Source organism: Neisseria sp. P0018.S001, assembly GCF_051957355.1.
In the GTDB taxonomy this organism is placed as follows: Bacteria; Pseudomonadota; Gammaproteobacteria; order Burkholderiales; family Neisseriaceae; genus Neisseria; species Neisseria subflava_A.
In genome coordinates, this window is sequence record NZ_JBQCWN010000003.1 from 60,381 (window position 1) to 86,183 (window position 25,803).

28 protein-coding genes are annotated in these 25,803 nt (G+C 49.4%); 21 read left to right on the plus strand and 7 right to left on the minus strand.

The window, feature by feature from the left end:
* Positions 1–60: 60 nt before the first annotated feature.
* The 3 genes from ACTHTJ_RS03090 to dxs are packed head-to-tail and all read right to left on the minus strand — an operon-like array spanning position 61 to position 4,420.
* The gene (locus ACTHTJ_RS03090; protein WP_070584765.1) at positions 61–1,461 is read right to left on the minus strand and encodes an L-serine ammonia-lyase; all 1,401 of its coding nucleotides are present in this window, start codon (positions 1,459–1,461) and stop codon (positions 61–63) included.
* A 35-nt stretch (positions 1,462–1,496) separates the two neighbouring features.
* Positions 1,497–2,495: a glycosyltransferase family 2 protein gene (locus ACTHTJ_RS03095; RefSeq protein WP_070584763.1), complete on the minus strand. Its 999-nt coding sequence runs from the start codon at positions 2,493–2,495 to the stop codon at positions 1,497–1,499.
* A 35-nt stretch (positions 2,496–2,530) separates the two neighbouring features.
* Positions 2,531–4,420, minus strand: coding sequence for a 1-deoxy-D-xylulose-5-phosphate synthase (dxs, locus tag ACTHTJ_RS03100; protein WP_070584761.1), 1,890 nt, complete (start codon positions 4,418–4,420; stop codon positions 2,531–2,533).
* 133 nt (positions 4,421–4,553) lie between these two features.
* Here dxs and orn point away from each other — a divergent pair, with 133 nt between their 5' ends.
* The 6 genes from orn to ACTHTJ_RS03130 all read left to right on the plus strand — a co-directional run bounded on the left by orn (position 4,554) and on the right by ACTHTJ_RS03130 (position 9,363).
* Positions 4,554–5,108 carry an oligoribonuclease gene (orn, locus tag ACTHTJ_RS03105; protein WP_070584759.1) on the plus strand — a complete coding sequence of 185 codons (555 nt, stop codon included), beginning with the start codon at positions 4,554–4,556 and terminating at the stop codon, positions 5,106–5,108.
* A 66-nt stretch (positions 5,109–5,174) separates the two neighbouring features.
* Positions 5,175–5,597 carry a 6-carboxytetrahydropterin synthase QueD gene (queD, locus tag ACTHTJ_RS03110; protein ID WP_070584757.1) on the plus strand — a complete coding sequence of 141 codons (423 nt, stop codon included), beginning with the start codon at positions 5,175–5,177 and terminating at the stop codon, positions 5,595–5,597.
* Between the two features lie 73 nt (positions 5,598–5,670).
* Positions 5,671–6,042 (plus strand): DUF1304 domain-containing protein, encoded by a 372-nt coding sequence (locus ACTHTJ_RS03115; protein ID WP_070584755.1) that lies wholly within the window; start codon positions 5,671–5,673, stop codon positions 6,040–6,042.
* Positions 6,043–6,148: 106 nt separating this feature from the next.
* Complete coding sequence (locus ACTHTJ_RS03120; protein WP_070584753.1) at positions 6,149–6,784, plus strand: 7-carboxy-7-deazaguanine synthase QueE; 636 nt, start codon at positions 6,149–6,151, stop codon at positions 6,782–6,784.
* Between the two features lie 332 nt (positions 6,785–7,116).
* Positions 7,117–8,703, plus strand: a complete 1,587-nt coding sequence (locus ACTHTJ_RS03125) for an L-lactate permease (protein ID WP_070460394.1) — start codon at positions 7,117–7,119, stop codon at positions 8,701–8,703.
* A 297-nt stretch (positions 8,704–9,000) separates the two neighbouring features.
* Positions 9,001–9,363 (plus strand): ACP-like domain-containing protein, encoded by a 363-nt coding sequence (locus tag ACTHTJ_RS03130; RefSeq protein WP_070460395.1) that lies wholly within the window; start codon positions 9,001–9,003, stop codon positions 9,361–9,363.
* Positions 9,364–9,500: 137 nt separating this feature from the next.
* Here ACTHTJ_RS03130 and dnaN read toward each other — a convergent pair whose 3' ends face one another.
* Both dnaN and dnaA read right to left on the minus strand, forming a co-directional pair.
* On the minus strand, positions 9,501–10,604 hold the full coding sequence (dnaN, locus tag ACTHTJ_RS03135) for a DNA polymerase III subunit beta (protein WP_004520410.1): 1,104 nt from the start codon (positions 10,602–10,604) through the stop codon (positions 9,501–9,503).
* Positions 10,605–10,710: 106 nt separating this feature from the next.
* Positions 10,711–12,282 carry a chromosomal replication initiator protein DnaA gene (gene dnaA, locus ACTHTJ_RS03140; RefSeq protein WP_070584752.1) on the minus strand — a complete coding sequence of 524 codons (1,572 nt, stop codon included), beginning with the start codon at positions 12,280–12,282 and terminating at the stop codon, positions 10,711–10,713.
* Positions 12,283–12,601: 319 nt separating this feature from the next.
* On the opposite strand from dnaA, the gene rpmH reads away from it, so the two are divergent.
* The 4 genes from rpmH to yidC all read left to right on the plus strand — a co-directional run bounded on the left by rpmH (position 12,602) and on the right by yidC (position 15,063).
* Positions 12,602–12,736, plus strand: coding sequence for a 50S ribosomal protein L34 (gene rpmH / locus ACTHTJ_RS03145; RefSeq protein WP_002214728.1), 135 nt, complete (start codon positions 12,602–12,604; stop codon positions 12,734–12,736).
* Positions 12,737–12,738: 2 nt separating this feature from the next.
* Entirely contained in the window at positions 12,739–13,080 is a 342-nt protein-coding gene (gene rnpA / locus ACTHTJ_RS03150; RefSeq protein WP_070460400.1) for a ribonuclease P protein component, read from the plus strand.
* Positions 13,077–13,298: a membrane protein insertion efficiency factor YidD gene (gene yidD / locus ACTHTJ_RS03155; protein WP_003682178.1), complete on the plus strand. Its 222-nt coding sequence runs from the start codon at positions 13,077–13,079 to the stop codon at positions 13,296–13,298. The genes rnpA and yidD overlap by 4 nt, the downstream gene beginning before the upstream one ends.
* 118 nt (positions 13,299–13,416) lie before the next feature.
* Positions 13,417–15,063: a membrane protein insertase YidC gene (gene yidC, locus ACTHTJ_RS03160; RefSeq protein WP_070584748.1), complete on the plus strand. Its 1,647-nt coding sequence runs from the start codon at positions 13,417–13,419 to the stop codon at positions 15,061–15,063.
* Between the two features lie 94 nt (positions 15,064–15,157).
* Here yidC and ACTHTJ_RS03165 read toward each other — a convergent pair whose 3' ends face one another.
* Together ACTHTJ_RS03165 and ACTHTJ_RS03170 are read right to left on the minus strand one after the other, a co-directional pair.
* On the minus strand, positions 15,158–15,868 hold the full coding sequence (locus tag ACTHTJ_RS03165; RefSeq protein WP_049328886.1) for an SAM-dependent methyltransferase: 711 nt from the start codon (positions 15,866–15,868) through the stop codon (positions 15,158–15,160).
* 54 nt (positions 15,869–15,922) lie between these two features.
* Positions 15,923–16,513, minus strand: coding sequence for a Maf family protein (locus ACTHTJ_RS03170; RefSeq protein ID WP_070584844.1), 591 nt, complete (start codon positions 16,511–16,513; stop codon positions 15,923–15,925).
* Positions 16,514–16,568: 55 nt separating this feature from the next.
* On the opposite strand from ACTHTJ_RS03170, the gene ACTHTJ_RS03175 reads away from it, so the two are divergent.
* The 11 genes from ACTHTJ_RS03175 to fabG all read left to right on the plus strand — a co-directional run bounded on the left by ACTHTJ_RS03175 (position 16,569) and on the right by fabG (position 25,562).
* The gene (locus ACTHTJ_RS03175) at positions 16,569–17,072 is read left to right on the plus strand and encodes a YceD family protein (RefSeq protein ID WP_004520416.1); all 504 of its coding nucleotides are present in this window, start codon (positions 16,569–16,571) and stop codon (positions 17,070–17,072) included.
* A gap of 33 nt (positions 17,073–17,105) precedes the next feature.
* Positions 17,106–17,285 carry a 50S ribosomal protein L32 gene (gene rpmF, locus ACTHTJ_RS03180; protein ID WP_070584747.1) on the plus strand — a complete coding sequence of 60 codons (180 nt, stop codon included), beginning with the start codon at positions 17,106–17,108 and terminating at the stop codon, positions 17,283–17,285.
* A 92-nt stretch (positions 17,286–17,377) separates the two neighbouring features.
* Positions 17,378–17,902, plus strand: coding sequence for a phosphoribosyltransferase (locus ACTHTJ_RS03185; RefSeq protein ID WP_070584745.1), 525 nt, complete (start codon positions 17,378–17,380; stop codon positions 17,900–17,902).
* 121 nt (positions 17,903–18,023) lie between these two features.
* Positions 18,024–19,091, plus strand: coding sequence for a phosphate acyltransferase PlsX (gene plsX, locus ACTHTJ_RS03190; RefSeq protein ID WP_440360764.1), 1,068 nt, complete (start codon positions 18,024–18,026; stop codon positions 19,089–19,091).
* Positions 19,092–19,243: 152 nt separating this feature from the next.
* A complete protein-coding gene (locus ACTHTJ_RS03195) occupies positions 19,244–20,206 on the plus strand; it encodes a beta-ketoacyl-ACP synthase III (protein WP_070584743.1) in 963 nt (320 codons plus the stop codon).
* Positions 20,207–20,257: 51 nt separating this feature from the next.
* Entirely contained in the window at positions 20,258–20,605 is a 348-nt protein-coding gene (locus tag ACTHTJ_RS03200; RefSeq protein ID WP_070584741.1) for a DUF1294 domain-containing protein, read from the plus strand.
* Positions 20,606–20,614: 9 nt separating this feature from the next.
* Positions 20,615–21,541 carry an ACP S-malonyltransferase gene (gene fabD / locus ACTHTJ_RS03205; protein WP_070584739.1) on the plus strand — a complete coding sequence of 309 codons (927 nt, stop codon included), beginning with the start codon at positions 20,615–20,617 and terminating at the stop codon, positions 21,539–21,541.
* Between the two features lie 72 nt (positions 21,542–21,613).
* Positions 21,614–22,615: a hypothetical protein gene (locus tag ACTHTJ_RS03210; protein ID WP_063069061.1), complete on the plus strand. Its 1,002-nt coding sequence runs from the start codon at positions 21,614–21,616 to the stop codon at positions 22,613–22,615.
* Positions 22,616–22,670: 55 nt separating this feature from the next.
* Positions 22,671–23,741, plus strand: coding sequence for a hypothetical protein (locus tag ACTHTJ_RS03215; RefSeq protein WP_049336417.1), 1,071 nt, complete (start codon positions 22,671–22,673; stop codon positions 23,739–23,741).
* Positions 23,734–24,771, plus strand: a complete 1,038-nt coding sequence (locus ACTHTJ_RS03220) for a glycosyltransferase family 8 protein (protein ID WP_049336358.1) — start codon at positions 23,734–23,736, stop codon at positions 24,769–24,771. Before ACTHTJ_RS03215 ends, ACTHTJ_RS03220 begins: the two co-directional genes overlap by 8 nt.
* A gap of 44 nt (positions 24,772–24,815) precedes the next feature.
* Positions 24,816–25,562, plus strand: a complete 747-nt coding sequence (fabG, locus tag ACTHTJ_RS03225) for a 3-oxoacyl-ACP reductase FabG (RefSeq protein WP_049336356.1) — start codon at positions 24,816–24,818, stop codon at positions 25,560–25,562.
* The last annotated feature ends 241 nt before the right edge of the window (positions 25,563–25,803 follow it).

Sequence of the window (25,803 nt, forward strand, 5' to 3'; positions counted from 1 at the left end):
AGGCCGTCTGAAAGTTTCTCAGACGGCCTTTTTTTATCGGGCATATCCCCTACCCTATCGCTAACATTCCACCACGCGCACGGATACCGGTATGGCTTTTTTCTGCAAGGTAATGGCTAGGCCTGCGAGTGAGGTTTCTTTGTAGGTTGCCTTCATATCGCGGCCGGTTTGCAACATGGTTTGAATCACTTCATCAAGTGAGACTTTTTTATCTGTGCCGTCTTCCAAAAGCGCGAGGGTGGCGAGCTTGAGGGCTTTTTCGGCGGCAATGCCGTTGCGCTCGATACAAGGGATTTGCACCAAACCGCCGACAGGGTCGCAGGTCAGGCCCAAGTGATGCTCCATAGCCATTTCGGCGGCGTTTTCCACTTGTTTTGGTGTACCGCCGATAACTTCGGCGTATGCACCCGCCGCCATAGAACATGCCACACCGACTTCGCCTTGGCAGCCGACGTCCGCACCGGAAATCGACGCGTTGGTTTTGTACAAAATGCCGATAGCGCCGGCAGTCAGCAGGAAATCTTCGACGCGCGATTGGTTGGCGTGCGGATTAAATTTACGGAAATAGTGCAATACGGCAGGAATAATGCCTGCCGCGCCGTTGGTCGGTGCGGTGACGACGCGGCCGCCGCCGGCGTTTTCTTCATTGACCGCCATGGCGTACACCATCGGCCAAAGTTGGGTATTGACGATTTCGCTCTCGCGCAGGACTTTGAGTTTGGCCGCCAACTGCGGCGCACGGCGGCGCACGTTCAAGCCGCCCGGCAATTGCCCTTCCGCGCCCAAGCCGCGCTTGATACAGTTTTCCATCACATCGGCCACGGCAGCCACACGGCGGCGCACTTCCACCTCATCGCAACCTGCCAACGCTGCTTCATTGGCCAACACGACTTCGGAAATATTCAACTGGTTCAGACGGCATTGTGCCAGCAACTCGTCGCAGTTTTTGTAAGGATATGGCACATCCGAATTTTCCTGCGCTTCTTGTGCAAACCCTTCGTCTGTTACGATAAAACCGCCACCGACCGAATAATAAATCTGCTCTTTCAGCTTCAGGCCGTCTGAATGGTAGGCGATAAAGTTCAAACCGTTCGGATGTTTGGGCAACACTTTGTCGCCGCGGATATCCAAATCTTTTTCAGGATTGAAGGCCATTTCACGGCCGTTGAGTTTTAAAACGTGTTGCGTGCGGATGCGTTCCAAGCGTTGAGGGATGTCCGCAAGCGGAATATCGTGCGGCAGGCTGCCTTCCAAACCAAGCAATAATGCGTCAAATGTGCCGTGTCCGATGCCGGTCAAGGCAAGCGAGCCGTACACTTCAATGACAATGCGCGCCACTTGTGTATCCAAGTTTTCGGCATTCAGCAAATCGGCAAAAGCGGCAGCGGCCTTCATCGGGCCGACGGTGTGCGAGCTGGACGGGCCGATGCCGATTTTGAAAATATCAAAGATGCTGATCATAATTTTCCTATTATTGTGTGTACGGGCTGTGTTTTTCAGACGGCCTTAAAGCCTAAAGCACCGCTTGCCAATGCAAGTACCAAATGTCCGACAACCATCAAAGGATCACCTGCTCCCGGCGAGGTGTATTTCAGCGTCAGCGGTTTTTTACGCAAGGGTTCGTAATGACTGACTTCACACTGTGAGGCCTCTAAACTTGCAGAACCGGCACGGTATTTGTACGCCAACAGCCGTAAATTGTTCAAGTCCATCTTCATGCCACTGTCCAGCAATTCGCGCAACTGGTTTTCCCAGGCAATATCGGTACTTCCGTCTTTAATGGCAATCAAGATGGACTTTTCGAGGATTTTTTTGATGTGCTGGTTCAAGGAGCGGATTGGGAAATGCCCCAGCCACAACAAATCGGTCTCTGCAAATTGTGCGGAAAACTGCTCGATAAACCAGGAATGTAAACCTCGATAATTCGGCGAATGAAACAGGGTTGATTTAACCTTGTTGCCATCTTTATCCAACATGTAATGGCAACCGATAATCACGCTGCAAGATTCGGCAGCCCATCTGGGAATAATGACTTTGGGGGTAAAGAGCGTTTCAAGGCGTTGCTCGGTAAATTGTGTGGTGAAATCGGGGTTGTATTGCAACGATGTCGGTAAATAGCCGCGCCAAAGGTACATGCCGATCCTGTTTTCGCCGATGACATCCAATAGTTGTTCCAGCATGGTACGGCTAGGACATGAAATAAATTCGTCCGCATCCAGCGGAAAAACGAAATCTATCGCTTCATCTTTTGCTACAAGCTGCTTCATAAGCAGGTTTACCAATTGGTCTTGATTGAACTTGAGCGCTTGATATTGATAGATAAATACAGGTAAACCTTCTTCTTTCAATTGAATCAGGATTTCCCTTGTACCATCGCTGCTGCCATGATCGATGATGTGCATTTCATCCATCAGCTCGAGATTATGACGGACAAACGATTCGATAACGTCGTTTTCGTTGCGCACCATGCTGATGCTGATTAGTTTTTTTCCCATAAATTACGCAATGTATTGAGATATTTTAATATTTTTCAGACGGCCTCTATCCAACCGGCAATGCGTTTTTCAACGGCTTCGGCATTCAGTCCCAAATCGGCTAAGAGTTTTTTCGGGTCGCCGTGTTCGGTAACTTTGTCTTCTACACCCAGCAGCAGTACCGGTTTGCAGATGCCGTGTTTCGCCAACACTTCCAACACTGCACTGCCTGCGCCGCCTTGTTCGGCATTTTCTTCGGCTGTAACAATGTAGTCATGGCTTCGGGCAAGACGGACGATCAGCTCTTCATCTATCGGTTTGACAAAGCGCATATCGGCAACGGTGGCGTTCAGATTCTCAGCCGCGGTCAATGATGGGACAACCATGCTGCCAAAGGCGATAACGGCAATTTTCTCGCCTTCGCGACGGATGATGCCTTTGCCGATTTCAACGGTTTCCAGGCCTTCTGAAATGGTTGCGCCCGTACCTGTACCGCGCGGATAACGGACGGCGGATGGCGAATTTGCCTGATAGCAGGTTGAGAGCAGCAGGCGGCATTCGTTTTCGTCGCTGGGTGCGGCAATAATCATGTTCGGCACGCAACGCAAAAAGCTTAAGTCGTATAAACCGGCATGGGTCGGGCCGTCTGCACCGACAATACCTGCACGGTCAATGGCGAACAAAACAGGCAGGTTTTGCAGGGCAACGTCGTGTACCAACTGGTCGTAAGCGCGTTGCAGAAAAGTGGAATAAATCGCCACGACAGGCTTGATGCCTTCGCACGCCAAACCGCCGGCAAAGGTAACGGCGTGTTGCTCGGCGATGCCGACATCGAAATAGCGGTCGGGGAATTGCTGTTCAAACTCAACCAAGCCGCTGCCCTCGCGCATGGCAGGCGTGATGGCAACCAAACGCTCGTCCGCCGCCGCTTGGTCGCACAGCCATTGGCCGAACACTTGCGTATAGGTCGGTTTGACCGCGGCAGGTTTGACTTCCGGAGCAGACACTTCGCTCGGCAGCTTGGCGACAGCGTGGTATTTGACAGGATCGTTTTCGGCGAATTTGTAGCCGTTGCCTTTTTTGGTGATGACGTGCAGCAACTGAGGGCCTTTGCGGCCGCGCAAGTCTTTTAATACATCCACCAGATTTTCAACGTTGTGTCCGTCCACCGGGCCTGTATAACGGAAACCGAAGTTTTCAAACAAAGACAGCGACTGTTTGGCGTGTTCCGCTTCGCCTGCCAAGGTTTTGATTTTATTTTCAACTTTTTGGGCAAGCTCCATCGCGCCGGGCAATTTGTCCAATACTTTGCTCGATTGGGCTTTGATGGTGCTCAATAGGCCGTGCATATCGCGCACGACGTTACTGGCGAGATATTTCGGCAGCGCGCCGACATTGGGGGAAATCGACATTTCGTTGTCGTTGAGGATGACCAGCAAATCGACATCCATATCGCCTGCGCAATTCAGGGCTTCAAACGCCTGACCTGCCGTCATGGCTCCGTCGCCGATGATGGCAACGCTGCGGCGGTTGTTGCCCAACTGTTTGTCCGCAACAGCCATGCCCAAGGCCGCACCGATGGATGTGGAAGAATGGCCTACGCCGAACGCGTCGTATTCCGACTCGCTGCGTTTTGGGAAACCGGCCAAACCGCCGTATTGGCGCATGGTGTGCATTTGATTTTTGCGGCCGGTGAGGATTTTGTGTGGATAGCTTTGGTGGCCGACATCCCAGACCAAATGGTCTTCGGGCGTGTCGTACACATAATGCAGCGCCACTGTCAGCTCGACTGCGCCCAAGTTGCTGGCGAAATGGCCGCCCGTCTTACCGACGGAATCCAACAGAAATTCGCGCAATTCGGCGGCGACTTGCGGCAGCTGTTTTTTCTCCAGACGGCGCAAATCCTGAGGCGTATCGATAATATCGAGCAAAGGGCTTGGGTTCATGATTTTTGGCGGTGAATTTTTGTGTAACGGACGATTATATCAAGAGATTGCACAACTTGTTACAAATGCTTTCAGACGGCCCGAACCTTTATCCTTTATAATACTGCCAACTGAAAACACAAGGCCGTCTGAAATGACCCAAAACGCAAACAATCTCTGCTGGCTCGATATGGAAATGACCGGCCTCAACCCGGAACACGACCGCATTATCGAAGTCGCCATGATCATTACCGATTCCGATTTGAATGTACTGGCGCAATCGGACGTTTACGTCATCCATCAAAGCGATGAGTTACTCGACGGTATGGACGAGTGGAACACCGCCACCCACGGCCGCACCGGCCTGACCCAACGCGTACGCGAATCCAAACTAACCGAAGCCGAAGTAGAACAAAATCTGTTGGACTTCATGTCCGCATGGATACCCGAGAAATCCACGCCCATGTGCGGCAACTCCATCCATCAAGACCGCCGCTTCATGGTCAAATACATGCCGCGCTTGGAAGCCTATTTCCACTACCGCAACTTAGACGTATCCACGCTGAAAGAATTGGCCAAACGCTGGAATCCGGCCGTCGCCAAAAGCGTGGTCAAACGCGGTTCGCACAAGGCATTGGACGATATCCTCGAAAGTATCGAAGAAATGCGCCATTATCGCGATCATTTCCTCAAATTCCCTTCCGAATAATAATCTTAAGGCCGTCTGAAACAGGTTTCACACCGTTCAGACGGCCTGATCGGCTTCCCTCATCTCATGAAAATCACCAAAATCTTTACCTTCGATTCCTCGCACATGCTTGACGGGCATGACGGCAAATGCCAAAACCTGCACGGCCACACCTACAAACTTGAAATCACTGTCTCCGCGCCCGTTATCCAAGGCGGCGCAAAAGACGGCATGGTGATGGACTTTACCGACCTGAAAGCCATCGTCAAACAACACATTACCGACCCGTTCGACCACGCCTTCATCTATCACGGCAACAACAAACGCGAAAGCCAAATCGCCGCACTTTTGGAAGGCTGGAACATGAAAACCCTGCGCCTGCCCTGCCGCACCACCGCCGAAAACATGAGCGTAGAAATGTATGGCCGTCTGAAAAATGCCGGTGTCAAAGTGTGCAGCGTGAAACTATGGGAAACGCCGACGTCGTGTGCGGAATATGAAGGAGACTAAACCGGCATTTTGTATTTTTCAGACGGCCTGTTCCACAAACACACCCATCCGCTAAACATCAAAAGGAATCTTCATGAAAATCATCTCCACCCTCCTCGTTCTCTTCGTCGCTGTCGAACACTTCTACATCGCTTGGCTCGAAATGACGCAAATCCCAAGCGAAAAAACGTCAGAGCTGTTCAACATGCCTTACGAATTTATGGAACAAAAGCGCGTACAAACTCTGTTTTCCAACCAAGGCCTGTACAACGGTTTCCTCGCCATCGGCTTGGTATGGGCGCGCTTTGCCGCACCCGACAACGCGGTTTACGGCGTGACCATCCTGTTCCTCGGCTTTGTCCTCATCGCCGCCGCATGGGGCGCGTTTTCATCCGGCAACAAAGGCATTTTGCTCAAACAAGGCTTGCCGGCATTTTTGGCCGCCGCAGCCGTCATTGCCGCTTAAACACACCAGCCGTTCTTTCCACTCGAACTAACAGAAAGAATGGCTGCCTCACCCGATTTCTCAAAACGCTTCACCACAACAATTAAAACCCGCACACCCGACATTCATGACCATTCAAATCACTCCGAACAATCCCCAATACCGCATTGTCGAAATCTTTGAAAGCCTGCAAGGCGAAGGCTGGAATACAGGCATGCCCGCCATTTTCATCCGCCTGGGCAAATGCAATCTCGCGTGCAGCTGGTGCGACACCGACTACCTCAAATTCGGCATGATGAGCCTATCCGATATTTTAGGCCGTCTGAAAACCTACACGGCGCGCAACATCATCATTACCGGCGGCGAACCCACCATCCAACCGCATTTGGATACCCTGCTCAATGCACTCAAAGCCGAAGGCTATTTCCTGTGTATCGAAACCAACGGCCTCAACCCCGCGCCGCCGCAAATCGACTACGTTGCTACCAGTCCCAAAGCCTGTTACTCCGCCAAATACGAAAAAAGCTGCATCGAGAAAGCAGACGAAGTGCGCATTGTCGCCGATGGCGATGTCATTGCGTTTTGCCAAGAGATGGAACGCAAAATCTGCGCCCGACATTACTATCTTTCCCCCTGCGAACAAGACGGTGCAATGAATATCTACGACACCATCCGCCAAATCGGCGTATTAAACAGCCGACCCGATGCACTCGTCCATTGGCAATTGAGCGTACAAACGCATAAATGGGCAGGAATAGAATAATTCGTTTAAAATCAATTAAAAACAAAATCTTTACAAAATATTGAATGTAAATACCATTCGATATCCGACCAAATGAACTGCTGGCAAAGCTCTCAGGCCGTCTGAAAACCCTATTTCAGACGGCCTTTTTTATTACAAACCTCTTGACCGATTACATAAGATTACGTAAAGTGTGCAACAGTTTTCATAAATTGGTAAAACCAATTTACCTGATAACTGGTTGCATCTAAAAAAATAGCAATCCTTATTCGAAAAACATTAACTACTCAACACATCGCATCAAACCGCCATTGATTGACGGTTATGATGCTTGTTGCCCCGAGGATAATCCCATGGCTCTCTTTCTCAGTATTTTTCCCATCGTGCTGCTGATCTGGCTGATGGTTAAGAAAAACAGTATGCCGTCCTACGTCGCGTTGCCGATTACCGCCGCGCTGATTTATGCCATCAAACTGTTTTATTTCGGCGACGATGCCATGTTGCTCAACGCAACAGCCGCGTCCGGCCTCGTCTCTACCCTGACCCCGATTACCGTAATTTTCGGTGCCATTATGTTTAACCGCATGATGGAAACCACCGGCTGTATCGATGTCATCCGCAAATGGCTGGCCACCATCAGCCCGAATCCGATTGCCCAGTTGATGATCATCGGCTGGTCTTTCGCCTTTATGATTGAAGGCGCATCCGGTTTCGGCACACCTGCCGCCATTGCCGCGCCAATCCTGATGAGCTTGGGCTTCAACCCATTAAAAGTAGCCATCTTCACTTTGGTCATGAACTCCGTACCCGTATCCTTCGGTGCAGTAGGTACCCCGACTTGGTTCGGCTTCGCTCCTTTGGGCTTGGATCAAAAGAGCATTATGGAAATCGGTATGCAAACCGGCGTAATGCACTTCTTTGCTGGTTTCATCATCCCTGTGATCGGCTTGAGCTTCATCGTACCTTGGGCTGAAATCCGCAAAAACTTGGGCTTCATCGGTATCGCCGTATTCTCCTGTACCCTTCCTTACGTTGCATTGGCGATGGTCAATGAAGAATTCCCATCTCTGGTTGCCGGCGCAATCGGCCTGATGGTATCCGTATTCGCCGCAAACCGCGGCTGGGGCTTGAGCAAAGATTACGCCAAAGACCCGAATGCAGAAAAAGTACCTTTCGCACAAGTTGCCAAAGCACTGGCTCCTTTGGGTATGCTGATCGGTATGCTGGTGATAACCCGTATCAAACAGCTGGGCATCAAAGGCCTGCTGACCAGCAAAGAAGAATGGTTCAGCTTCCAACTGCCGTTTGATTTGTCCAAAATCACCGTCAGCGACTCCCTGACCATCACCTTCGGCAACATCTTCGGCCAAGGCGTAAACGCTTCCTACCAAACCCTCTACGTTCCGGCCTGGATTCCGTTTGTCTTCACCGTTTGGATTTGCATCCTGCTGTACAAAACCAAATTCAAAGATGCATGGTCTTTCTACGCTGCAACCTTCAACCAAACCAAAAAACCTCTGCTTGCCCTGATGGGTGCGCTGATTATGGTTCAACTGATGATGGTTGGCGGTGACGACTCCATGGTGAAAATCATCGGTAAAGAATTTGCCAATATGGCTGGCGAACACTGGGTGTACTTCTCCCCATACCTGGGCGCAATCGGTGCATTCTTCTCCGGTTCCAACACTGTATCCAACTTGACCTTTGGTCCGATTCAACAACAAATCGCGCTTGATACCGGCCTGTCCGTTACCCTCATCCTCGCCCTGCAATCTGTCGGCGGCGCAATGGGTAACATGGTCTGCATCAACAACATCATCGCCGTATGCAGCGTGTTAAACGTAAACAACGCCGAAGGCGCGATCATCAAGAAAACTGTCATCCCGATGAGCATCTATGGCGTCATCGCCGTGACTATCGCTTCAATTTTCTTCTTGTAAACCGCTTCATATCAAAGGCCGTCTGAATATTCAGACGGCTTTTTTTGTATTCTTTTGCTATATTTCTTAAAGAATCATTAATGTATATATTCCGCAACAACCCGTATAACCACTTTGCAACACCAAATTACAAACAACTTTCTATTAATAAACAATCGGGTAAGCATAAGTAAACACTGTTTTGCAATTTACCTAATTGTCACTACCACCAAAACGCCTACAATATGCTTCATCTGCAAACGAAAACCCTTTCTCACTTTGCAAGATAACACACAACCCTCATATGGAGCTTAGATCATGAAATTACTTTCTGTTATCACTGCAGCCGCATTGGCTACTGTTTCCTTCTCTGCTGCCGCTGCACCTGCCGGCTTCGTTTCTTACCATTGTGACGGTGGCAAATCACTGAACGTGATGTACGGCTTTGACCGTAGCGGCCGTGCAGTTACTGCTGACGTAAACGCCGGTGGCAAAAAAGCCTCTTTGGTTGTCAACAAAAAACGTTCTGACAGCACTGGCACTACTTTCACCAACCGTCAAGGTTATGCAATGTCTGCTGGTTTCATCGACAAAAACACCCACACTACTTCTGAAGTAGTTGGCGTGAACGCCCCTAACGGCTCATTCCTGGTGAAAAACTGCGAACCACGTCCACGTTAATCCCAGTTTTCCTATTTAACCGAATCATCCCGGTTTGATAGAAAGGCCGTCTGAAAAACAATTTTCAGACGGCCTTTTGATTCAATCCTATAAAAAAGAGCGTGTCCCGTACACGCTCTTTTTGTTTGTTCACCCAATTAAATACGCATCGGCATTACGATGTATTTGAAATTCGGATTGTTCGGCACGGTAAACAGCGTTGAACGGTTGGCATCGCCGAAAGCAAGCTGCATATCGTCGGAGTGGATGTTACGCAACACATCCATCAAGTAGCCAATATTGAAACCGACTTCGAGTTCTCCGCCCTGGTAAGCGATTTCCAACTCTTCGCGCGCTTCTTCCTGCTCATTGTTGCTACATACGACACTCAGCAAACCAGGCTGCAGGAACAGTCGCGCGCCGCGGAATTTTTCATTGGCAAGAATGGCCGCACGTTCGAGCGCACCCAAAAGCTGGGTACGGGATACAAGGAAAATCTTGTCATTATCCAAAGGAATCACTCGGTTAAAGTCAGGGAACTTGCCGTCGATGACTTTGCTGACAATGGTCGTGCCATTGCATTGGAAGCGTACTTGATTATCCAAAAGCTCAACGGTGATGGACTCGGACGGATTGTTCAACAGCTTGAAGAGTTCCAATACCGTTTTGCGCGGCAGGATTACTTCCGTTTTTGGCAGTTCTGCTTCAATTTGGCTGGCCGCATAAGCAAGGCGGTGACCGTCGGTTGCAACAAGGCGCAGTTGGTTTCCTTCAACCTGCATCAGCAAGCCGTTGAGATAATAGCGGATATCTTGAACCGCCATGCTGTATTGCACTTGCGAAAGCATGGTTTTGAAGGTTTCTTGAGTCAGCGAGAAAGTCGCGCTGACGTCGCTGCCGACGTTCATCAACGGAAAGTCTTCAGCCGGCAGGGTTTGCAGGGCAAAACGGGATTTGCCCGCGCGCAGAGTCAAACGGTTGTCCGCCCAATCCAGTGACACCAGCGCACTGTCAGGCAGGGCGCGCAAAATGTCTTGGAATTTTTTAGCGTTGGTCGTAATACGGAAATCGCCTGCCTGACTTTCAGGGCCGGCGGTATTGATTTGGATTTCCAAGTCGGTTGCCAAAAGTTTGGTTTGTCCGTCTTTGCTTTCCAGCAACACATTGGACAAAATCGGCAGAGTATGGCGACGTTCGACAATACCGGTAACGGCTTGCAACGGCTTGAGCAGACTGTCGCGATCGGCTTGTAAAATCAGCATGTTCCATTCCTTTGAATTTGAAATCGGTTGATTTGGGTATTTTAAAATATTTTTTGTATTCAGACGGCCTCACATTGACATCAGGTCGTCTGAATATTGCATTGGGTCAGTTCTGAATCAAAATCAGCAGTTTTTCGTAGTCTTGCGCCAATTCGGGATCTTCTTCACGCAGTTTCGCCACCGCTTTAACACCGTGCATCACAGTCGTGTGGTCGCGACCGCCAAAGGCATCGCCAATAGAAGGCAGACTGAGCGTGGTCAGCTCTTTGGTCAGGCTCATGGCAACTTGGCGCGGGCGGGCGATGTTGCGCGTGCGTTTTTTGCCCAATATATCGCTGATTTTAATACGGTAGTATTTGGCTGTCGCATCTATGATGATGTCGGCAGTAATGACTTTGTGTTTCTCGGCAATAATATCCTGCAAAGCCGTGCGCGCCAAATCCATGTCGATAACAGGGCGATTCATAAAACGGCTGCTGGCGCTGACACGGTTAAACGCACCTTCCAGCTCACGAACATTGGAGCGGATCAGATTGGCAATAAACAGAGCAGCTTCGTCTTCGATACTGATACCGGCTGCTTCTGCCTTTTTCTGCAAAATCGCCACGCGCATTTCCAATTCGGGCGGTTCGAGTTCCAAAGTCAACCCCCATGAGAAACGGGATTTGAGACGGTCGTCCATACCCTCGATTTTGGCAGGCAATACGTCGCACGTCAGAATCAGCTGTTTTTTCTCGTTGTGGAAATGGTTGTACAGATAGAAGAATTCTTCCATCGTACGGTCTTTGCCTTTGATGAACTGAATATCGTCGATAATCAGCAGGTCATATTGTTTGTATTGTTGCTTGAACACATCATAAGTGTTGTTGCGCACCGCCTTCATAAAGCTGCGGATATAGTCGTCCGAGTGCATATAGCGCACTTTGGCATCAGGACGGTTTTTCAGCAATTCGTTGCCGATGGCCTGCACCAAGTGGGTTTTACCCAAACCGGTACTGCCGTATAAAAAAAACGGGTTGTAGCCCTGCCCCGGATTTTCAGCAATCGCTTGGGCGGCTGCGGCGGCAAGGCGGTTGCCCTTACCTTCCACCAAAGTTTCAAATGTATAGTCGCGCGACAAATTGGTCTGTTCGTAGCGCGCTTCTTCCGCATCGTGTTGCGCGTCGGTTTTGGCTTTGGCAACTGCTTTAGATTCAGCCGGAGCAGCAGTTTGCACTTGAGGCTCATCATGCGGCAGGTTTTTTATGCGTTGCGCCAAAATCTCGGCAGCCGTCATGGCAGCGACAGGCTTGGAAACCGTTTCAGACGGCCTATCTTCTTCCATTACAACAGCAGTTTGCAAAGGCATTTGAACAGGCTCTACACACTCTTCAACTTCAATGACTTCTTGCACTTGCACCGGCGCAACAGCCTGAGCCGCCATTTCATAATGCACACCTACGCCCGGCTTAAACGCGAAAGCAGCCTGCTGAGGCACCAATTCGGCACGCACGGCGTCAATTTTGGTGGCAAACTGGCTTTTGAGCATATTGCAGGCAAATTGGTTTTTACCATACACCACCCATGCGCCGTTTTCTTCACCCACGGTCAAAGGCGCAATCCATTGCGCAAACTGCCCGGCAGGCAACATTTCGTGAAGGCGGCAAAGGCACAGCGGCCAAAATTCAGCTAACGTCATGAGATTAAGCTCGGAAAATGGAAGATTTGGGAAATACAAGAAGGCAGAGCAGATAGGCAATCCGATAAAAATCAAATTTTTACGACACTCCCGCTGCTTTCAGACGGCCTTGCGCACAGAGAAAAGCAAGATTGGGCGATTATACCCATTCCGCTCTTTTTTATCCACAACCGCCGCAAAATTTTATCCACAAATTCTATCAATGCATAAAACCAGTTGTCACACTTTGGCCAACGAAAAGTTTTTATATTGATTGACAAAAGCAGCAAATTGGAGTGTAATTCACAGTTTAATTATCTACCAATTTTTAGGAAACATCATGAAACGCACTTATCAACCTTCCGTTACCAAACGTAAACGCACCCACGGCTTCTTGGTTCGCTCCAAAACCCGCGGTGGTCGCGCAGTATTGGCTGCCCGTCGCGCCAAAGGCCGCAAACGCCTGGCTGTATAATTTTGAATTACGGCTTCTCGAAGCAGTATCGCTTATTAAAAACGGATGATTTTTCATCCGTTTTTGCGTTGAAAAACCGACGCAGCCGCGATTTACTGCAAGTCTCCCAGTCCGCAGACAACGCGCTCGGCCATCCGCGCCTTGGTTTGGTCGTCAGCAAAAAGACCGCCAAACGCGCCCATGACCGCAATTATATGAAGCGCGTCATCCGCGACTGGTTCAGGCTGAATCAACACCAGCTGCCGCCGCATGATTTTGTTGTGCGCGTGCGTCAGGCGTTTAATCGGGAAACTGCTCCGGAAGCCCGAAGCCAACTTGCCCAGCTGATGAAAAAACGCCGATGAATACCCTGCTTTCCAAGCTCCTCCTTGCACTCATCCGCTTTTACCAATACTGCATCAGCCCCCTCATTCCGCCGCGCTGCCGCTATACCCCGACCTGTTCACAATACGCAGTCGAAGCCGTCAAAAAATACGGCGCATTCAAAGGCGGATGGCTGGCAATCAAACGCATCGCACGATGCCATCCTTTCGGCGGACACGGACATGACCCTGTTCCATAATGCTGCTGTCAACCATTTAAAGAACACGATTTTCTTTAATTTCCCGTCGGTTTCTATATAATGCCGTCTGAAGCAGTTTTCATCTTGATTACCTATCCGTCAATTCCAGGAATCTCTTATGGATTTTAAAAGACTAATGGCGTTTTTTGCCATTTCAGTGGCAATTTTTGCCGGCTGGGAACATTTTTTCCCCAGCCCCAAACCTAATCCGGCGCAACAAGCCGCGCAACAGCAAACGGCCGCCGCTCCGGCAAAAGCCGCTGTCGAAGCCGCGCTTGCCCCAGCCTCCCCTATTACCGTTACCACAGATACGGTTAAAGCCGTCATCGATGAGAAAAGCGGCGACCTGCGTCAGCTGACCCTCTTGCAATACAAAGCAACCGGCGACGAACACAAACCTTTCGTCCTGTTTAACGACGGCAAGGAATACACCTACGTTGCCCAATCCGAGCTTTTGGACGCACAAGGCAACAACGTTCTGAAAGGCATCAGTTTTAGCGCTCCGCAAAAACAATACAGTTTGGAAGGCGACAAAGTCGAAGTCCGCCTGAGCGCGCCTGAAACCAACGGCCTGAAAATCGACAAAGTTTATACTTTCACCAAAGGCAGTTACTTGGTTAACGTCCGTTTCGACATTACCAACAGCAAAGGCCAACCCGTCAACCTGAGCGCAGACTACCGCATCGTCCGCGACCACAGCGAACCCGAAGGCCAAGGCTACTTTACCCGCTCTTACGTCGGCCCGGTGGTTTACTCCCCTGAAGGCGGCTTCCAAAAAGTCAGCTTCTCTGATTTGGATGACGATGCCAAATCCGGCAAATCCGAAGCCGAATACATCCGCAAAACGCCGACCGGCTGGCTCGGCATGATTGAACACCATTTCATGTCCACTTGGATTTTGCAGCCTAAAGACGGCCAAAGCGTTTGCGCCGCAGGCGACTGCCGTATCGACATCAAACGTCGCAACGACAACCTGTATAGCGCAAGCGTCAGCGTGCCTTTAGCCTCCATTCAAGCCGGCGCGAAAGCCGAAACCGCCATCAACCTGTATGCCGGTCCGCAAACCACTTCCGTTATCGCCAATATCGCCGACAAACTGCAACTGGCCAAAGACTACGGCAAAGTACACTGGTTCGCCTCCCCACTCTTCTGGCTCTTGAACCAACTGCACAACATCATCGGCAACTGGGGCTGGGCAATCATCGTTTTGACCATCATCGTCAAAGCCGTACTGTACCCGTTGACCAACGCCTCTTACCGCTCTATGGCAAAAATGCGCGCCGCCGCGCCTAAATTGCAAGCCATCAAAGAGAAATACGGCGATGACCGCATGGCACAACAACAAGCCATGATGCAGCTTTACAAAGACGAGAAAATCAATCCGCTGGGCGGCTGTCTGCCTATGCTGTTGCAAATCCCCGTCTTCATCGGCCTGTACTGGGCATTGTTCGCCTCCGTAGAATTGCGCCAAGCGCCTTGGTTGGGTTGGATTACCGACTTGAGCCGTCCGGATCCTTTCTACATCCTGCCTTTGATTATGGCGGCGACCATGTTTGCACAAACTTATCTGAATCCGCCGTCAACCGACCCTATGCAGGCGAAAATGATGAAAGTCATGCCTTTGATTTTCTCTATCATGTTCTTCTTCTTCCCTGCCGGTTTGGTTCTGTACTGGGTAGTCAACAACCTCTTGACTATCGCCCAACAATGGCACATCAACCGCAGCATCGAAAAACAACGCGCCCAAGGCGAAGTCGTTTCTTGATAAAAGCTTAGGCAACACAAAGGCCGTCTGTTGTTCAGACGGCCTTTTTTATTTCCCCAAACAAATACAGTTTGAAATTGAACCCAATCCAGTTTTAAGCGGCATGCAACACAAAAATCGTCGGGCGTTTTTTCAAATTCGGCATTTCTTTTCTTTTCCGCCACTGCGCAATCGTCTGGCTGATGATTTCCTGTGTCGGCAAGGTCAAGTCCGTAGCCACGCACAAGCGCGTTTCGGGATGCAGGTTTTCCACCGCATCAGCCAACAACGCATCGTTGCGATACGGCGTTTCGATAAACAGCTGCGTTTCATTCTGCTGGCGCGAACGTTGCTCCAAAGCCTTCAAACTCTGAATCCGCTCATTTTTTTCAGACGGCAGATAACCCTTAAATGCAAAGTTCTGCCCATTCGCACCCGAAGCCATCAGCGCCAGCAACAAACTGGACGGGCCGACCAAAGGCCGTACTTCAAAACCGTGTTTATGCGCCAACGCCACCAAATTCGCGCCTGGATCAGCAACAGCCGGGCAACCCGCCTCACTGACAATGCCCATACTGCGTCCCTCTTGCAAAGGCTTCAGCAATTCCGGCAAAGTCTTCAAATCCGTGTGTTCATTCAGCGTTTGCAAATTCAGCTCGCGGATAGGCGTAGTCACGCCCAAATGTTTCAAATGCGCGCGCGCTGTTTTTTCCGCTTCCACGACAAAATCCGTCAGCCCGACAATCGCCTGTTGTTCATGCGGCAACAGGCATGGCGTATCAGGCGCACCCAAAGGGGTAGGAATCAAATACAAAATCGGTTTCATTCTTGCAACTCCAAAAAATCTCAGGCCGTCTGAACACATTCAGACGGCCTCAAACTATAAAACTTCCACACCTTCGTTTTTCAAAAAATCAATCAGACGGAAAATCGGAAGGCCGATCAAAGCATTCGGGTCCGTACTTTCAATCCGCTCCAACAAAGCAGCGCCCAAACCCTCGCTCTTCGCCGCACCGGCACAATAAACCGCATCCGGCTCTCGTTCCAAATATCGGCTGATTTGCGCCTGCGTCAACTGTCGCATGGCAACCACCGTATGATCGACATGATGCTGAACCTTGCCCGTAGCAGTATTCAAAAGCACGATTGCACTGTAAAATTCAATCCGTTTTCCGCTTAAGTCCGCCAGCATCTGTTGTGCATTTGCGACGTTCATCGGTTTACCCAACTGCCGTCCTTCGCACCATGCGACTTGGTCTGCGCCGATAATCAGCGCGGCAGGGAAAGTTGCCGCCAATGAACGGGCTTTGCCTTCCGCTAAACGCAGCGCCGTCTCGCCTGCATGCTCGCCCTCAATAGGCGTTTCGTCAAAATCAGGCGATGCCGTCTGAAAATCGATACCCAAACGGCGAAGCTGTCCACAGCGGAAAACCGAACTCGACCCTAAAACCAAAGGCAGTTTTACTTCCATATTTTTACTTAAAAACATTGACGTTAGACTGCCGAAATTATATCATACTCCGTTTATGTCATACCCTAATTTGATTGACCCAGAAGTTTTCGCCGCCGAAGGGCAGAATCTGCAAGGCAGCTTCCTGCTCGAAGAATTGGATGAACGAGTTAGTTCGCACGATTACCCGGCCGACAAACAGACACGCGTGTCGTTTACGCTGCAAGGCGGTCGCGACCGGCTGCAACGTCTGTTTCTCGATTTAAACGTCAAAGCTGACATGCCCCTGATTTGCCAGCGTTGCATTACGCCCATGCCGTTTCTGCTCGATGAAACCAGCCGTATCGTCCTGTTTGCCGATGAAGAGAGTTTGGACGAAGCCATGCTTGCCGATGAAGAATTGGAAGGCATGCTGCTCGAAAAAGAGCTTGACGTGCGGACTCTGGTTGAAGACCAAATCCTGATGTCGCTCCCTTTCTCCCCTCGACATGAAGACTGCGGCAACAATGGAACACTGGACGAAGTCAATCGGGACAAACCAAACCCCTTCGCTGTTTTAGCAGGTTTGAAAAGCAGTTAATTAGGACACAGTTTATTTATCTAGGAGCTTGAAATGGCCGTTCAACAAAACAAAAAATCCCCTTCTAAACGCGGTATGCACCGTTCACACAACGCTCTGACTGCGCCTTCTCTGTCTGTTGACAGCGCAACCGGCGAAGTACATCGTCCACACCACATTTCTCCAAACGGTATGTACCGTGGCCGTAAAGTGGTAAAAGCTAAAGGCGAATAATCCGTTCGTCTGACTGAAAAAGCCAGAATATTGCCATGCAATGACTGGCTTTTTTGCATTGCACCCTGTATTTTCCTCTTCGGAAGCACACCATGAAACGTAAAATCTGGTACACCTACGACGACATCCACCGCGTAATCAAAGGATTGGCGGAAAAAATCCAAAACTCCGGCACAAAATACGATGCCATGATTGCCATTGGCGGCGGCGGTTTTATCCCTGCCCGCATGTTGCGCTGCTTCTTGGAAATTCCGATTTACGCCGTCACCACAGCCTACTACGACAGCGATAACGAAGGTCAAGTGACCGAGGAAGTGAAAAAAGTCCAATGGCTTGATCCCGTTCCAGATACACTGAAAGGCAAAAACGTACTGGTCGTTGACGAAGTGGACGACAGCCGCGTTACCATGGAATTTTGCCTGACCGAATTGTTGAAAGAAGATTTCGGCACCGTCGGCGTGGCAGTATTGCATGAAAAAATCAAAGCCAAAGTCGGCAAAATTCCTGAAGGTGTCCCTTATTTCAGCGGCATCACCGTTGAAGACTGGTGGATCAACTATCCTTGGGACGCGCTGGACATTGACGAACACAACAAATTGGCCGCGCAAAACCAATAAATCTGGCACGACGTCGCAACAAGCCTTTTCATCTGATTTTCCATTCAATCTCCTGAAAATCAGATGAGTGTGCTTGTCTGATTGTTTGAGGCCGTCTGAAACACACAAACCGGAGAACAACATGATTACACTGGCCGTAGATGCCATGGGCGGAGATGCAGGCCTTGCGGTTACCGTCCCCGGTGCAGTGGATTTCCTGAAACAGCAATCCGACGTACACCTGATTATGGTCGGAGATGAAGCAGCAGTCCGCCAAGCATTAAGCTCGGCAGGCGCACCTATGGACCGCATTACCGTCTGCCATGCAGCGCAAGTCGTCGAAATGGATGAAGCGCCGCAATCCGCGCTGAAAAACAAAAAAGAATCATCCATGCGCATCGCCATCAACCAAGTCAAAGAAGGCAACGCGCAAGCCGCCGTATCGGCAGGCAATACCGGCGCACTGATGGCGACTGCCCGATTCGTCCTAAAAACCATTCCCGGCATTGAGCGCCCTGCCATCGCCAAATTCCTGCCTTCCGACAGCGAACACGTTACCCTGGCTTTGGATTTGGGTGCCAACGTTGACTGTACGCCCGAACAACTGGTTCAATTTGCCATCATCGGCAGCGAGCTGGTACACGCACTGCACCCAGAAAAAGGCAGCCCGCGTGTCGCCCTTTTGAACGTCGGCACAGAAGACATCAAGGGTACGGATGCCGTCAAACAAACCTTTAAACTGTTGAGCAGCAGCAAACTCAACTTTATCGGCAATATCGAAAGCAACGGCGTTTTATATGGCGAAGCCGATGTCGTTGTCGCTGACGGGTTTGTCGGCAACGTTATGCTCAAAACCATCGAAGGTGCAGTTAAATTCATGAGTGGCGCCATCCGCCGTGAATTCCAAAGCACCCTGTTCAACAAACTTGCCGCCATTGCCGCCCTGCCCGCGCTCAAAGGTTTGAAAGGCAAATTGGATCCGCGTAAATTTAACGGCGCCATCCTGCTTGGCTTACGTGGCATCGTGATTAAGAGCCACGGCGGAACCGACGAAGTCGGCTTCCGTTATGCTTTGGAAGAAGCCTACCACGAAGCCAAATCTGCCGGCCTCGCTCAAATCGAACAAGGCGTAGCCACCCAGTTGGCCGCTTTGGAAGCCGCCAAAGCAGCCGAACTGGAAGAAACCGCCACTCCAGCAACGGAAGCTTAAGGCTGATATACACAGGCCGTCTGAAACTTCAAAAAGTTCAGACGGCCTGTTTTTATCTTTAATCACCGACTTCATTCTTAATATTGGGAATTTTCCCATTTTCGCTTACAATACCCGACTATCTGAATCAACTCTCTAAAAAGGCCGTTCTCATGCAATATGCCAAAATTTCCGGTACAGGCAGCTACCTTCCTGCCAACCGCGTCAGCAATGACGACCTTGCCAAAAAAGTGGACACTTCCGACGAGTGGATTACCACGCGTACAGGTATCAAATTTCGCCATATTGCAGACGACAGCGAAAAAACCAGCGACTTGGCCGCCGAGTCAGCGCGCCGCGCCTTGACAGATGCCGATTTGCAGGCTGACGATATCGATCTGATTATCGTCGCCACAGCTACTCCCGATATGCAATTCCCTTCTACGGCAACCATCGTGCAGCAAAAATTGGGTATTGCCAACGGCTGCCCTGCCTTTGACGTACAAGCCGTGTGTGCCGGTTTTATGTATGCCCTGACCACTGCCAATGCCTACATCAAAAGCGGCATGGCAAAAAACGCTTTGGTCATCGGCGCGGAAACCTTCAGCCGCATCGTCGATTGGAACGACCGCACCACCTGCGTCCTCTTTGGTGACGGCGCAGGCGCGGTTGTCTTAAGCGCATCTGACGAACCGGGCATCATCCACGGCAAACTTAAAGCCGACGGCAACTACCTCAACCTTTTGAACGTCCCCGGGCAAATCGCTAACGGCCAAATTTGCGGCTCACCCTACATCAGCATGGACGGCCCCGGCGTATTCAAATTTGCCGTTAAAATGCTGTCCAAAATCGCCGATGACGTTATCGAAGAAGCCGGTTACACCACCGATCAAATCGATTGGATTGTGCCGCACCAAGCCAATAAGCGCATTATCGACTCTACCGCCAAACACTTGGGCTTGAGCATGGATAAAGTGATCTTGACCGTCCAAGATCACGGCAATACTTCCGCCGCCTCCATTCCGTTGGCACTGGATGTCGGTATTAAAAACGGCCAAATCAAACGCGGACAAAACCTCTTGCTCGAAGGCATCGGCGGCGGTTTTGCCTGGGGTGCGGTTTTGGTGAAATACTAACGGCTGGGCCGTCTGAACCTCCCTTTCAGACGGCCTATTCTGCTCAAACCCATGAAATCCCTAACGTTTGCACTCTGCATCAGCAGCCTGTTTTTAAGCATAACGGCTGTAATATTGCCCAAACTGGCAATCGCCTATCTCGCACTGAGTGCATACGTTTTCCTGCTTTACTACCTAGACAAACAGCGCGCACGCAACCACGACAGACGCATACCCGAAGCAAAATTGCACCTGCTCAATCTGCTTGGCGGCTGGCCGGGCGGTTATTGCGGCAGCCTCGCATTCCGGCATAAAACCAGCAAACCCGAGTTTGTCCGCCCCTTCCGGCTGACCGCCGCAACCAATACTGTCGCCACCCTCCTTCTGCTGGCAGACACCCTCAAACATTCAAACCAATAAGGAATTACCATGTCTTTCGCATTCTTCTTCCCCGGACAAGGCTCACAAAGCCTAGGCATGATGAGCGGCTTTGCCGAGCAAGCCATCGTTAAAGCCACATTTGACGAAGCTTCCGCCGTATTGGGTCAAGACCTGTGGGCAATGATTAACGGCGAAGATGCCGAATTAATCGGACAAACCGTCAACACCCAGCCCATCATGCTGGCCGCCGGTATTGCCACTTACCACGCCTACTTGGAAGCCGGTGGTAAAATCCCTTCAGTCGTTGCAGGTCACAGTCTCGGCGAATACACCGCCCTCGTCGCTGCCGGCGCATTGAATTTCGCAGACGCGGTCAAACTGGTCCGTCTGCGCGCCGAGCTCATGCAATCTGCCGTACCGCAAGGCGTAGGCGCAATGGCCGCTATTTTGGGGTTGGAAGACGAACAAGTGAAAGCCATTTGTGCCGAAGCTGCACAAGGCGAAGTCGTTGAAGCCGTCAACTTCAACTCCCCAGGCCAAGTCGTTATCGCCGGCAATACCACCGCAGTCGAACGCGCCATGGCCGCCGCCAAAGAAGCCGGAGCCAAACGCGCCCTGCCGCTGCCCGTTTCCGTTCCTTCACATTGCAGCCTCATGAAGCCTGCAGCGGAAAAACTTGCCGAAGCACTGAAAGACATCACCATCAAACAACCGCAAATCCGCGTTATTCATAACGCCGATGTCGCTTCTTATGATGATGCCGACAAAATCAAAGATGCCTTGGTACGCCAACTGTACAGCCCGGTGCGCTGGACAGAAACCGTCAACGAACTTGTCTCCGAAGGCATCACCGAATCCGCCGAATGCGGCCCCGGCAAAGTCCTCGCAGGCCTCGCCAAACGCATCAACAAAGAAGCCGTATGCAGCGCATTGACCAATGCCGATCAAGTGGCTGCATTTATCGAAGCTCACTAAAACGTTTTCAGACGGCCTATCCTGTCAGGCAAGGCCGTCTGAAAAATCAGCCCACTCCAATCCGAATACATTATGAAAAAAACCATTATTCTTGCCGTTCCCTACATGTACGGACTGGATCAATGTATCGAAAAAAATCTGCGTTTTCTTGGTTTTGATGTCATTAATCTGTGCTATGACGACCGAGATTCCTATTACCCGAACTTGGGCAGCAGACTCAAAAACCTCTACCACAAACACATCACCAAAGACGGCAACTATAAAAAATACCTCAAATACAGCCGCCACCTCGACGACATTCAACAAAAACTGGCCTTGTTAAATGGTAAAAAAGCCGATTATGCGCTCTGTATCCGTGCCAATATTTACCCCAAAGAAATCATCGCCACCATCCGCGAACACAGCAATGTTTGTGTGAATTATCAATGGGATGGCGTAGGTCGTTTTCCAGATATTATTGAATATTTGGATTATTTTGACCAATGCTGGGTTTTCGATCCCGACGATATTCAAAAATATCCACAATGCCGTTTCAAAGCCACCACCAATTTTTACTTTGACTTTCCCGTGGCAGAATATGCACCTACCAACAAACTCTACTTTTTAGGCGGCTACGAACTTAGACGCGAAGAACAAACCAAACGCTTTATCCAAGAAACCGAACGCCTCAACCTACCCTTGGATTTTCATATCTACTGTAAAGACGATAGGGCTGAAAAAGCCTTCGGACACAACGGCATCCGCTATCTTGACCGCAGCAGCATCCTCAGCTTTGAAGAAAACCTCAGCCAAGTACAAAGTTGCGGTGCGGTTGTCGATTTTGCACAATTCGAACATTACGGCTTATCATTCCGTATCTTCGATGCGTTGCGTTTCGATAAAAAACTGATCACCACCAACAAACATATCTTGGAGACCGACCTATACCACCCGGACCGTGTGTTCGTATGGGACGGCGGTAATTTAGACGCATTGCCTGAATTCTTGGCGCGCCCGTATCAGCAACCTGACCCTGAAATCAAAGCCTATTATTCGTTTACACAATGGCTAAACCGCCTGCTCGGCATTGATTAACCCTATTGCCTACGGCAGATACTTCTGCCTGACAAAATATTACATCGAATACATTATGAGTAAGAAAAAAGTCATTCTCGCCATGCCGGAACTCTTCAAAATCCACGAACTCATTATTGAGAACTTGGAGAAATGCGGATTTGAAGTGCTGTCCCTGACCTATGAAGAAAAAGAGTTCAAATACAAAAATGTATTTCAACGGCTGAAAAAAATCTGGTATCGAAATATTCTTGGACAAAAAGACTTCAAAAAACGGACCATGTTCCGCGCCGTAGAAGAACGCCTCAATACCCTGTTAAGCGAACATCCCGAACAAGCGGATTATTGCTTCATGATTTGGCTAGGCGCCTACCCGAAAGACTTCATCGCCAAGCTCAGAGCGCATTCAAAATTGATGGTGTACTACAACTGGGAAGCCCTGACCTTCTTAAAAGAAGACTTCGACAACATCGAATTTTTCGACAAATTTTACTTTTTCGATCCGTTTGACCAAGGCAAACACCCCGAATACGCCGAAAAACTCTTTCCAACCACCAGCTTCTACTTTGACAGCTTCAGGCCGTCTGAAAACCCGCAAAACAAAATCTTGTTTATCGGCTCGTACGCTGCCGACCGCAACAATGACATCCGTGCATTTTGCGAAGCTGCACGTTCAATCGGTTTAGAAATAGATTTCCGCTTGGCCAGTAAGAAAATTGAAGAAGAAAAAGCGGCTTTGGGCATTCCCGAGGTCGAGTTCTTCTCATTTGAAAACGCCCTCTCCTATCGTCAAAACTTAGAAGAAGCGGCCAAATCCTCCGTATTGGTAGATTTCCTCAACCGCAAGCACTACGGCCTCTCTTTGCGGATTTTCGAAGCGATTGGTTTGGACAAAAAACTGATTACGACCAATCCGACCATCGTACATTACGATTTTTATCACCCGAACAATATGTTCTACTGGAATGGAAGCAACCTTGACGAACTCAAAGCCTTCCTGACCTTGCCGTATGTACCGCTTGCCCCCGGCCTGAAGCACAAATACAGCTTCAGCAACTGGATCAGCTGCGCATTTGATATTGAACCGAATATCCCTATCGGATTGCCTGAAATCGATAGAGACGTTGTGGAGAATTTAAATGTTTGATAGAGAAAAATTAGTATTAGAAACTGCTCATATCCGCAAACGAGAATTCATTGAACAGCCGAGACATATTGTTTATGCAGCCGATCAAAACTATATCAAACACATCGGCACTGCGTTACTTTCTGTGCTGCAAAACAATACCAATCCAATACATTTTCATTTGTTAGTTAGTGGTTCAGAAGGTTATGATTTTAATATTTTCGATCAAATTGAAACATCAAATCAAAACTACGCAATAAGCGTTTACCATTTAAATACAGAATACTTTTCTACCCTGCAGACTACCCATTATTTTACTATCGCTATGTATTACCGTATGAGTATCCCTTGCTTATTAAAAGGTATTGCTCATACTGCGCTTTATTTAGATACTGATGTACTGTGCTTGGGCAACATTGATGATTTATTTGAAATCGACATTTCAAATTCTTTGATTGCTGCCGTACCTGATGCAATCTTATACAGAGCATATATAAAACAACTCAATCAATTTGGTTTTACAGATACTGAGCCTTATTTCAACTCTGGGGTCATTCTATTCAATATTGACAAATGGAATGATATGGCAATAGATAAAATTTTGTCTGAAAAAATGCAAGCCGTAGAAAAACAGAATTTTAAACTCTCCTGTCCAGACCAAGATATTTTGAATTTAGCCTGTATAGGTCATGTACACTGGCTTTCAGAAAACTTTAACTGGATACATTGGCATCAAAAATACAGTGAATTAATCGACAATCCCAACAATATCCGCTTAGTCCATTTTGTTGGTCATATCAAACCGTGGCATCAATTAGGCTTCCACCCTGCATATGATCAATATTTTAAGAATTCCCCATGGAATAACGGATATCTAGAACAACCTCTATCAACTTGGTTGCCCTTTCCAAATCCTAAAAGGAAATTTAGACAAGCAGCCAAACGGCTTTGGAAACAAGGACAAAAAAAGCAAGCATGGGCATACTACAGAGAATATTTATTACGAAGAATCAACAAACGACGGTATCAAGCACCCTCCCCAGGTAAATAAGGCCGTCTGAAACCATTTTTCCAATCGCAATTAAGGAATAAAACATGAGTACACAAGATTTAAGCGGCAAAATCGCTTTGGTAACCGGCGCATCGCGCGGTATTGGTGCGGCAATTGCCGATACTTTGGCTGCGGCCGGTGCAAAAGTTATCGGCACTGCCACTAGTGAGAGTGGCGCGGTTGCAATCGGCGAACGCTTGGCACAATGGGGTGGCGAAGGCCGTGCATTAAATTCTGCCGAACCTGAAACCATCGAAAATCTAATTGCCGACATCGAAAAAGAATTCGGCAAACTGGATATTCTGGTCAACAACGCCGGCATTACCCGCGACAACCTCCTAATGCGCATGAAAGAGGAAGAGTGGGACGACATCATGCAGGTCAACCTCAAATCTGTCTTCCGCGCCTCTAAAGCCGTATTGCGCGGCATGATGAAACAGCGTGCCGGCCGCATCATCAACATCACATCCGTTGTCGGCGTGATGGGCAATGCCGGCCAAACCAACTATGCAGCCGCAAAAGCAGGCTTAATCGGCTTCTCCAAATCTATGGCGCGTGAAGTCGGCAGCCGTGGCATTACCGTCAACTGCGTTGCCCCCGGCTTTATCGACACCGATATGACCCGCGCCCTACCGGAAGAAACCCGCAAAACCTTTGAAGCGCAAACTTCTTTGGGCAAATTCGGTGAAGCACAAGATATTGCCGATGCAGTCTTGTTCTTGGCTTCTGATCAGGCAAAATACATTACCGGTCAGACACTTCATGTCAACGGCGGCATGTTGATGCCTTAAACCATTTATTTAAAGGCCGTCTGAATATTTCAGACGGCCTTTTTTGTCAATCAAAACACTACTTTACATTCTATCTTGATATAATCTTAATAATCCGTTAGATAACGCTCGAAACAGTAAGTCCAAATAAGCATGATACGGGAAATCAAATCGCAGAAATGAAGTTCATTCTGTGCGTTTTTATTTGGGTTTGCTGTCGGTTTTCGACGTGTTTCAGACGGCCTATATAACAATAGCTACT

What these genes read in the sequence shown, in the direction of transcription:
- ACTHTJ_RS03120 (WP_070584753.1), top strand. Translation starts at nt 6,149, where the DNA reads ATGACCATTCAAATCACTCCGAACAATCCCCAATACCGCATTGTCGAA.
- ACTHTJ_RS03200 (WP_070584741.1), top strand. Translation starts at nt 20,258, where the DNA reads ATGAAATCCCTAACGTTTGCACTCTGCATCAGCAGCCTGTTTTTAAGC.
- rpmH (WP_002214728.1), top strand. Translation starts at nt 12,602, where the DNA reads ATGAAACGCACTTATCAACCTTCCGTTACCAAACGTAAACGCACCCAC.
- ACTHTJ_RS03165 (WP_049328886.1), bottom strand. Translation starts at nt 15,868, where the DNA reads ATGAAACCGATTTTGTATTTGATTCCTACCCCTTTGGGTGCGCCTGAT.
- ACTHTJ_RS03125 (WP_070460394.1), top strand. Translation starts at nt 7,117, where the DNA reads ATGGCTCTCTTTCTCAGTATTTTTCCCATCGTGCTGCTGATCTGGCTG.
- yidC (WP_070584748.1), top strand. Translation starts at nt 13,417, where the DNA reads ATGGATTTTAAAAGACTAATGGCGTTTTTTGCCATTTCAGTGGCAATT.
- ACTHTJ_RS03090 (WP_070584765.1), bottom strand. Translation starts at nt 1,461, where the DNA reads ATGATCAGCATCTTTGATATTTTCAAAATCGGCATCGGCCCGTCCAGC.
- dxs (WP_070584761.1), bottom strand. Translation starts at nt 4,420, where the DNA reads ATGAACCCAAGCCCTTTGCTCGATATTATCGATACGCCTCAGGATTTG.
- dnaA (WP_070584752.1), bottom strand. Translation starts at nt 12,282, where the DNA reads ATGACGTTAGCTGAATTTTGGCCGCTGTGCCTTTGCCGCCTTCACGAA.
- queD (WP_070584757.1), top strand. Translation starts at nt 5,175, where the DNA reads ATGAAAATCACCAAAATCTTTACCTTCGATTCCTCGCACATGCTTGAC.
- ACTHTJ_RS03170 (WP_070584844.1), bottom strand. Translation starts at nt 16,513, where the DNA reads ATGGAAGTAAAACTGCCTTTGGTTTTAGGGTCGAGTTCGGTTTTCCGC.
- orn (WP_070584759.1), top strand. Translation starts at nt 4,554, where the DNA reads ATGACCCAAAACGCAAACAATCTCTGCTGGCTCGATATGGAAATGACC.
- ACTHTJ_RS03185 (WP_070584745.1), top strand. Translation starts at nt 17,378, where the DNA reads ATGAAACGTAAAATCTGGTACACCTACGACGACATCCACCGCGTAATC.
- rpmF (WP_070584747.1), top strand. Translation starts at nt 17,106, where the DNA reads ATGGCCGTTCAACAAAACAAAAAATCCCCTTCTAAACGCGGTATGCAC.
- yidD (WP_003682178.1), top strand. Translation starts at nt 13,077, where the DNA reads ATGAATACCCTGCTTTCCAAGCTCCTCCTTGCACTCATCCGCTTTTAC.
- plsX (WP_440360764.1), top strand. Translation starts at nt 18,024, where the DNA reads ATGATTACACTGGCCGTAGATGCCATGGGCGGAGATGCAGGCCTTGCG.
- fabD (WP_070584739.1), top strand. Translation starts at nt 20,615, where the DNA reads ATGTCTTTCGCATTCTTCTTCCCCGGACAAGGCTCACAAAGCCTAGGC.
- ACTHTJ_RS03130 (WP_070460395.1), top strand. Translation starts at nt 9,001, where the DNA reads ATGAAATTACTTTCTGTTATCACTGCAGCCGCATTGGCTACTGTTTCC.
- ACTHTJ_RS03210 (WP_063069061.1), top strand. Translation starts at nt 21,614, where the DNA reads ATGAAAAAAACCATTATTCTTGCCGTTCCCTACATGTACGGACTGGAT.
- ACTHTJ_RS03220 (WP_049336358.1), top strand. Translation starts at nt 23,734, where the DNA reads ATGTTTGATAGAGAAAAATTAGTATTAGAAACTGCTCATATCCGCAAA.
- ACTHTJ_RS03195 (WP_070584743.1), top strand. Translation starts at nt 19,244, where the DNA reads ATGCAATATGCCAAAATTTCCGGTACAGGCAGCTACCTTCCTGCCAAC.
- ACTHTJ_RS03115 (WP_070584755.1), top strand. Translation starts at nt 5,671, where the DNA reads ATGAAAATCATCTCCACCCTCCTCGTTCTCTTCGTCGCTGTCGAACAC.
- ACTHTJ_RS03095 (WP_070584763.1), bottom strand. Translation starts at nt 2,495, where the DNA reads ATGGGAAAAAAACTAATCAGCATCAGCATGGTGCGCAACGAAAACGAC.
- dnaN (WP_004520410.1), bottom strand. Translation starts at nt 10,604, where the DNA reads ATGCTGATTTTACAAGCCGATCGCGACAGTCTGCTCAAGCCGTTGCAA.
- ACTHTJ_RS03175 (WP_004520416.1), top strand. Translation starts at nt 16,569, where the DNA reads ATGTCATACCCTAATTTGATTGACCCAGAAGTTTTCGCCGCCGAAGGG.
- fabG (WP_049336356.1), top strand. Translation starts at nt 24,816, where the DNA reads ATGAGTACACAAGATTTAAGCGGCAAAATCGCTTTGGTAACCGGCGCA.
- ACTHTJ_RS03215 (WP_049336417.1), top strand. Translation starts at nt 22,671, where the DNA reads ATGAGTAAGAAAAAAGTCATTCTCGCCATGCCGGAACTCTTCAAAATC.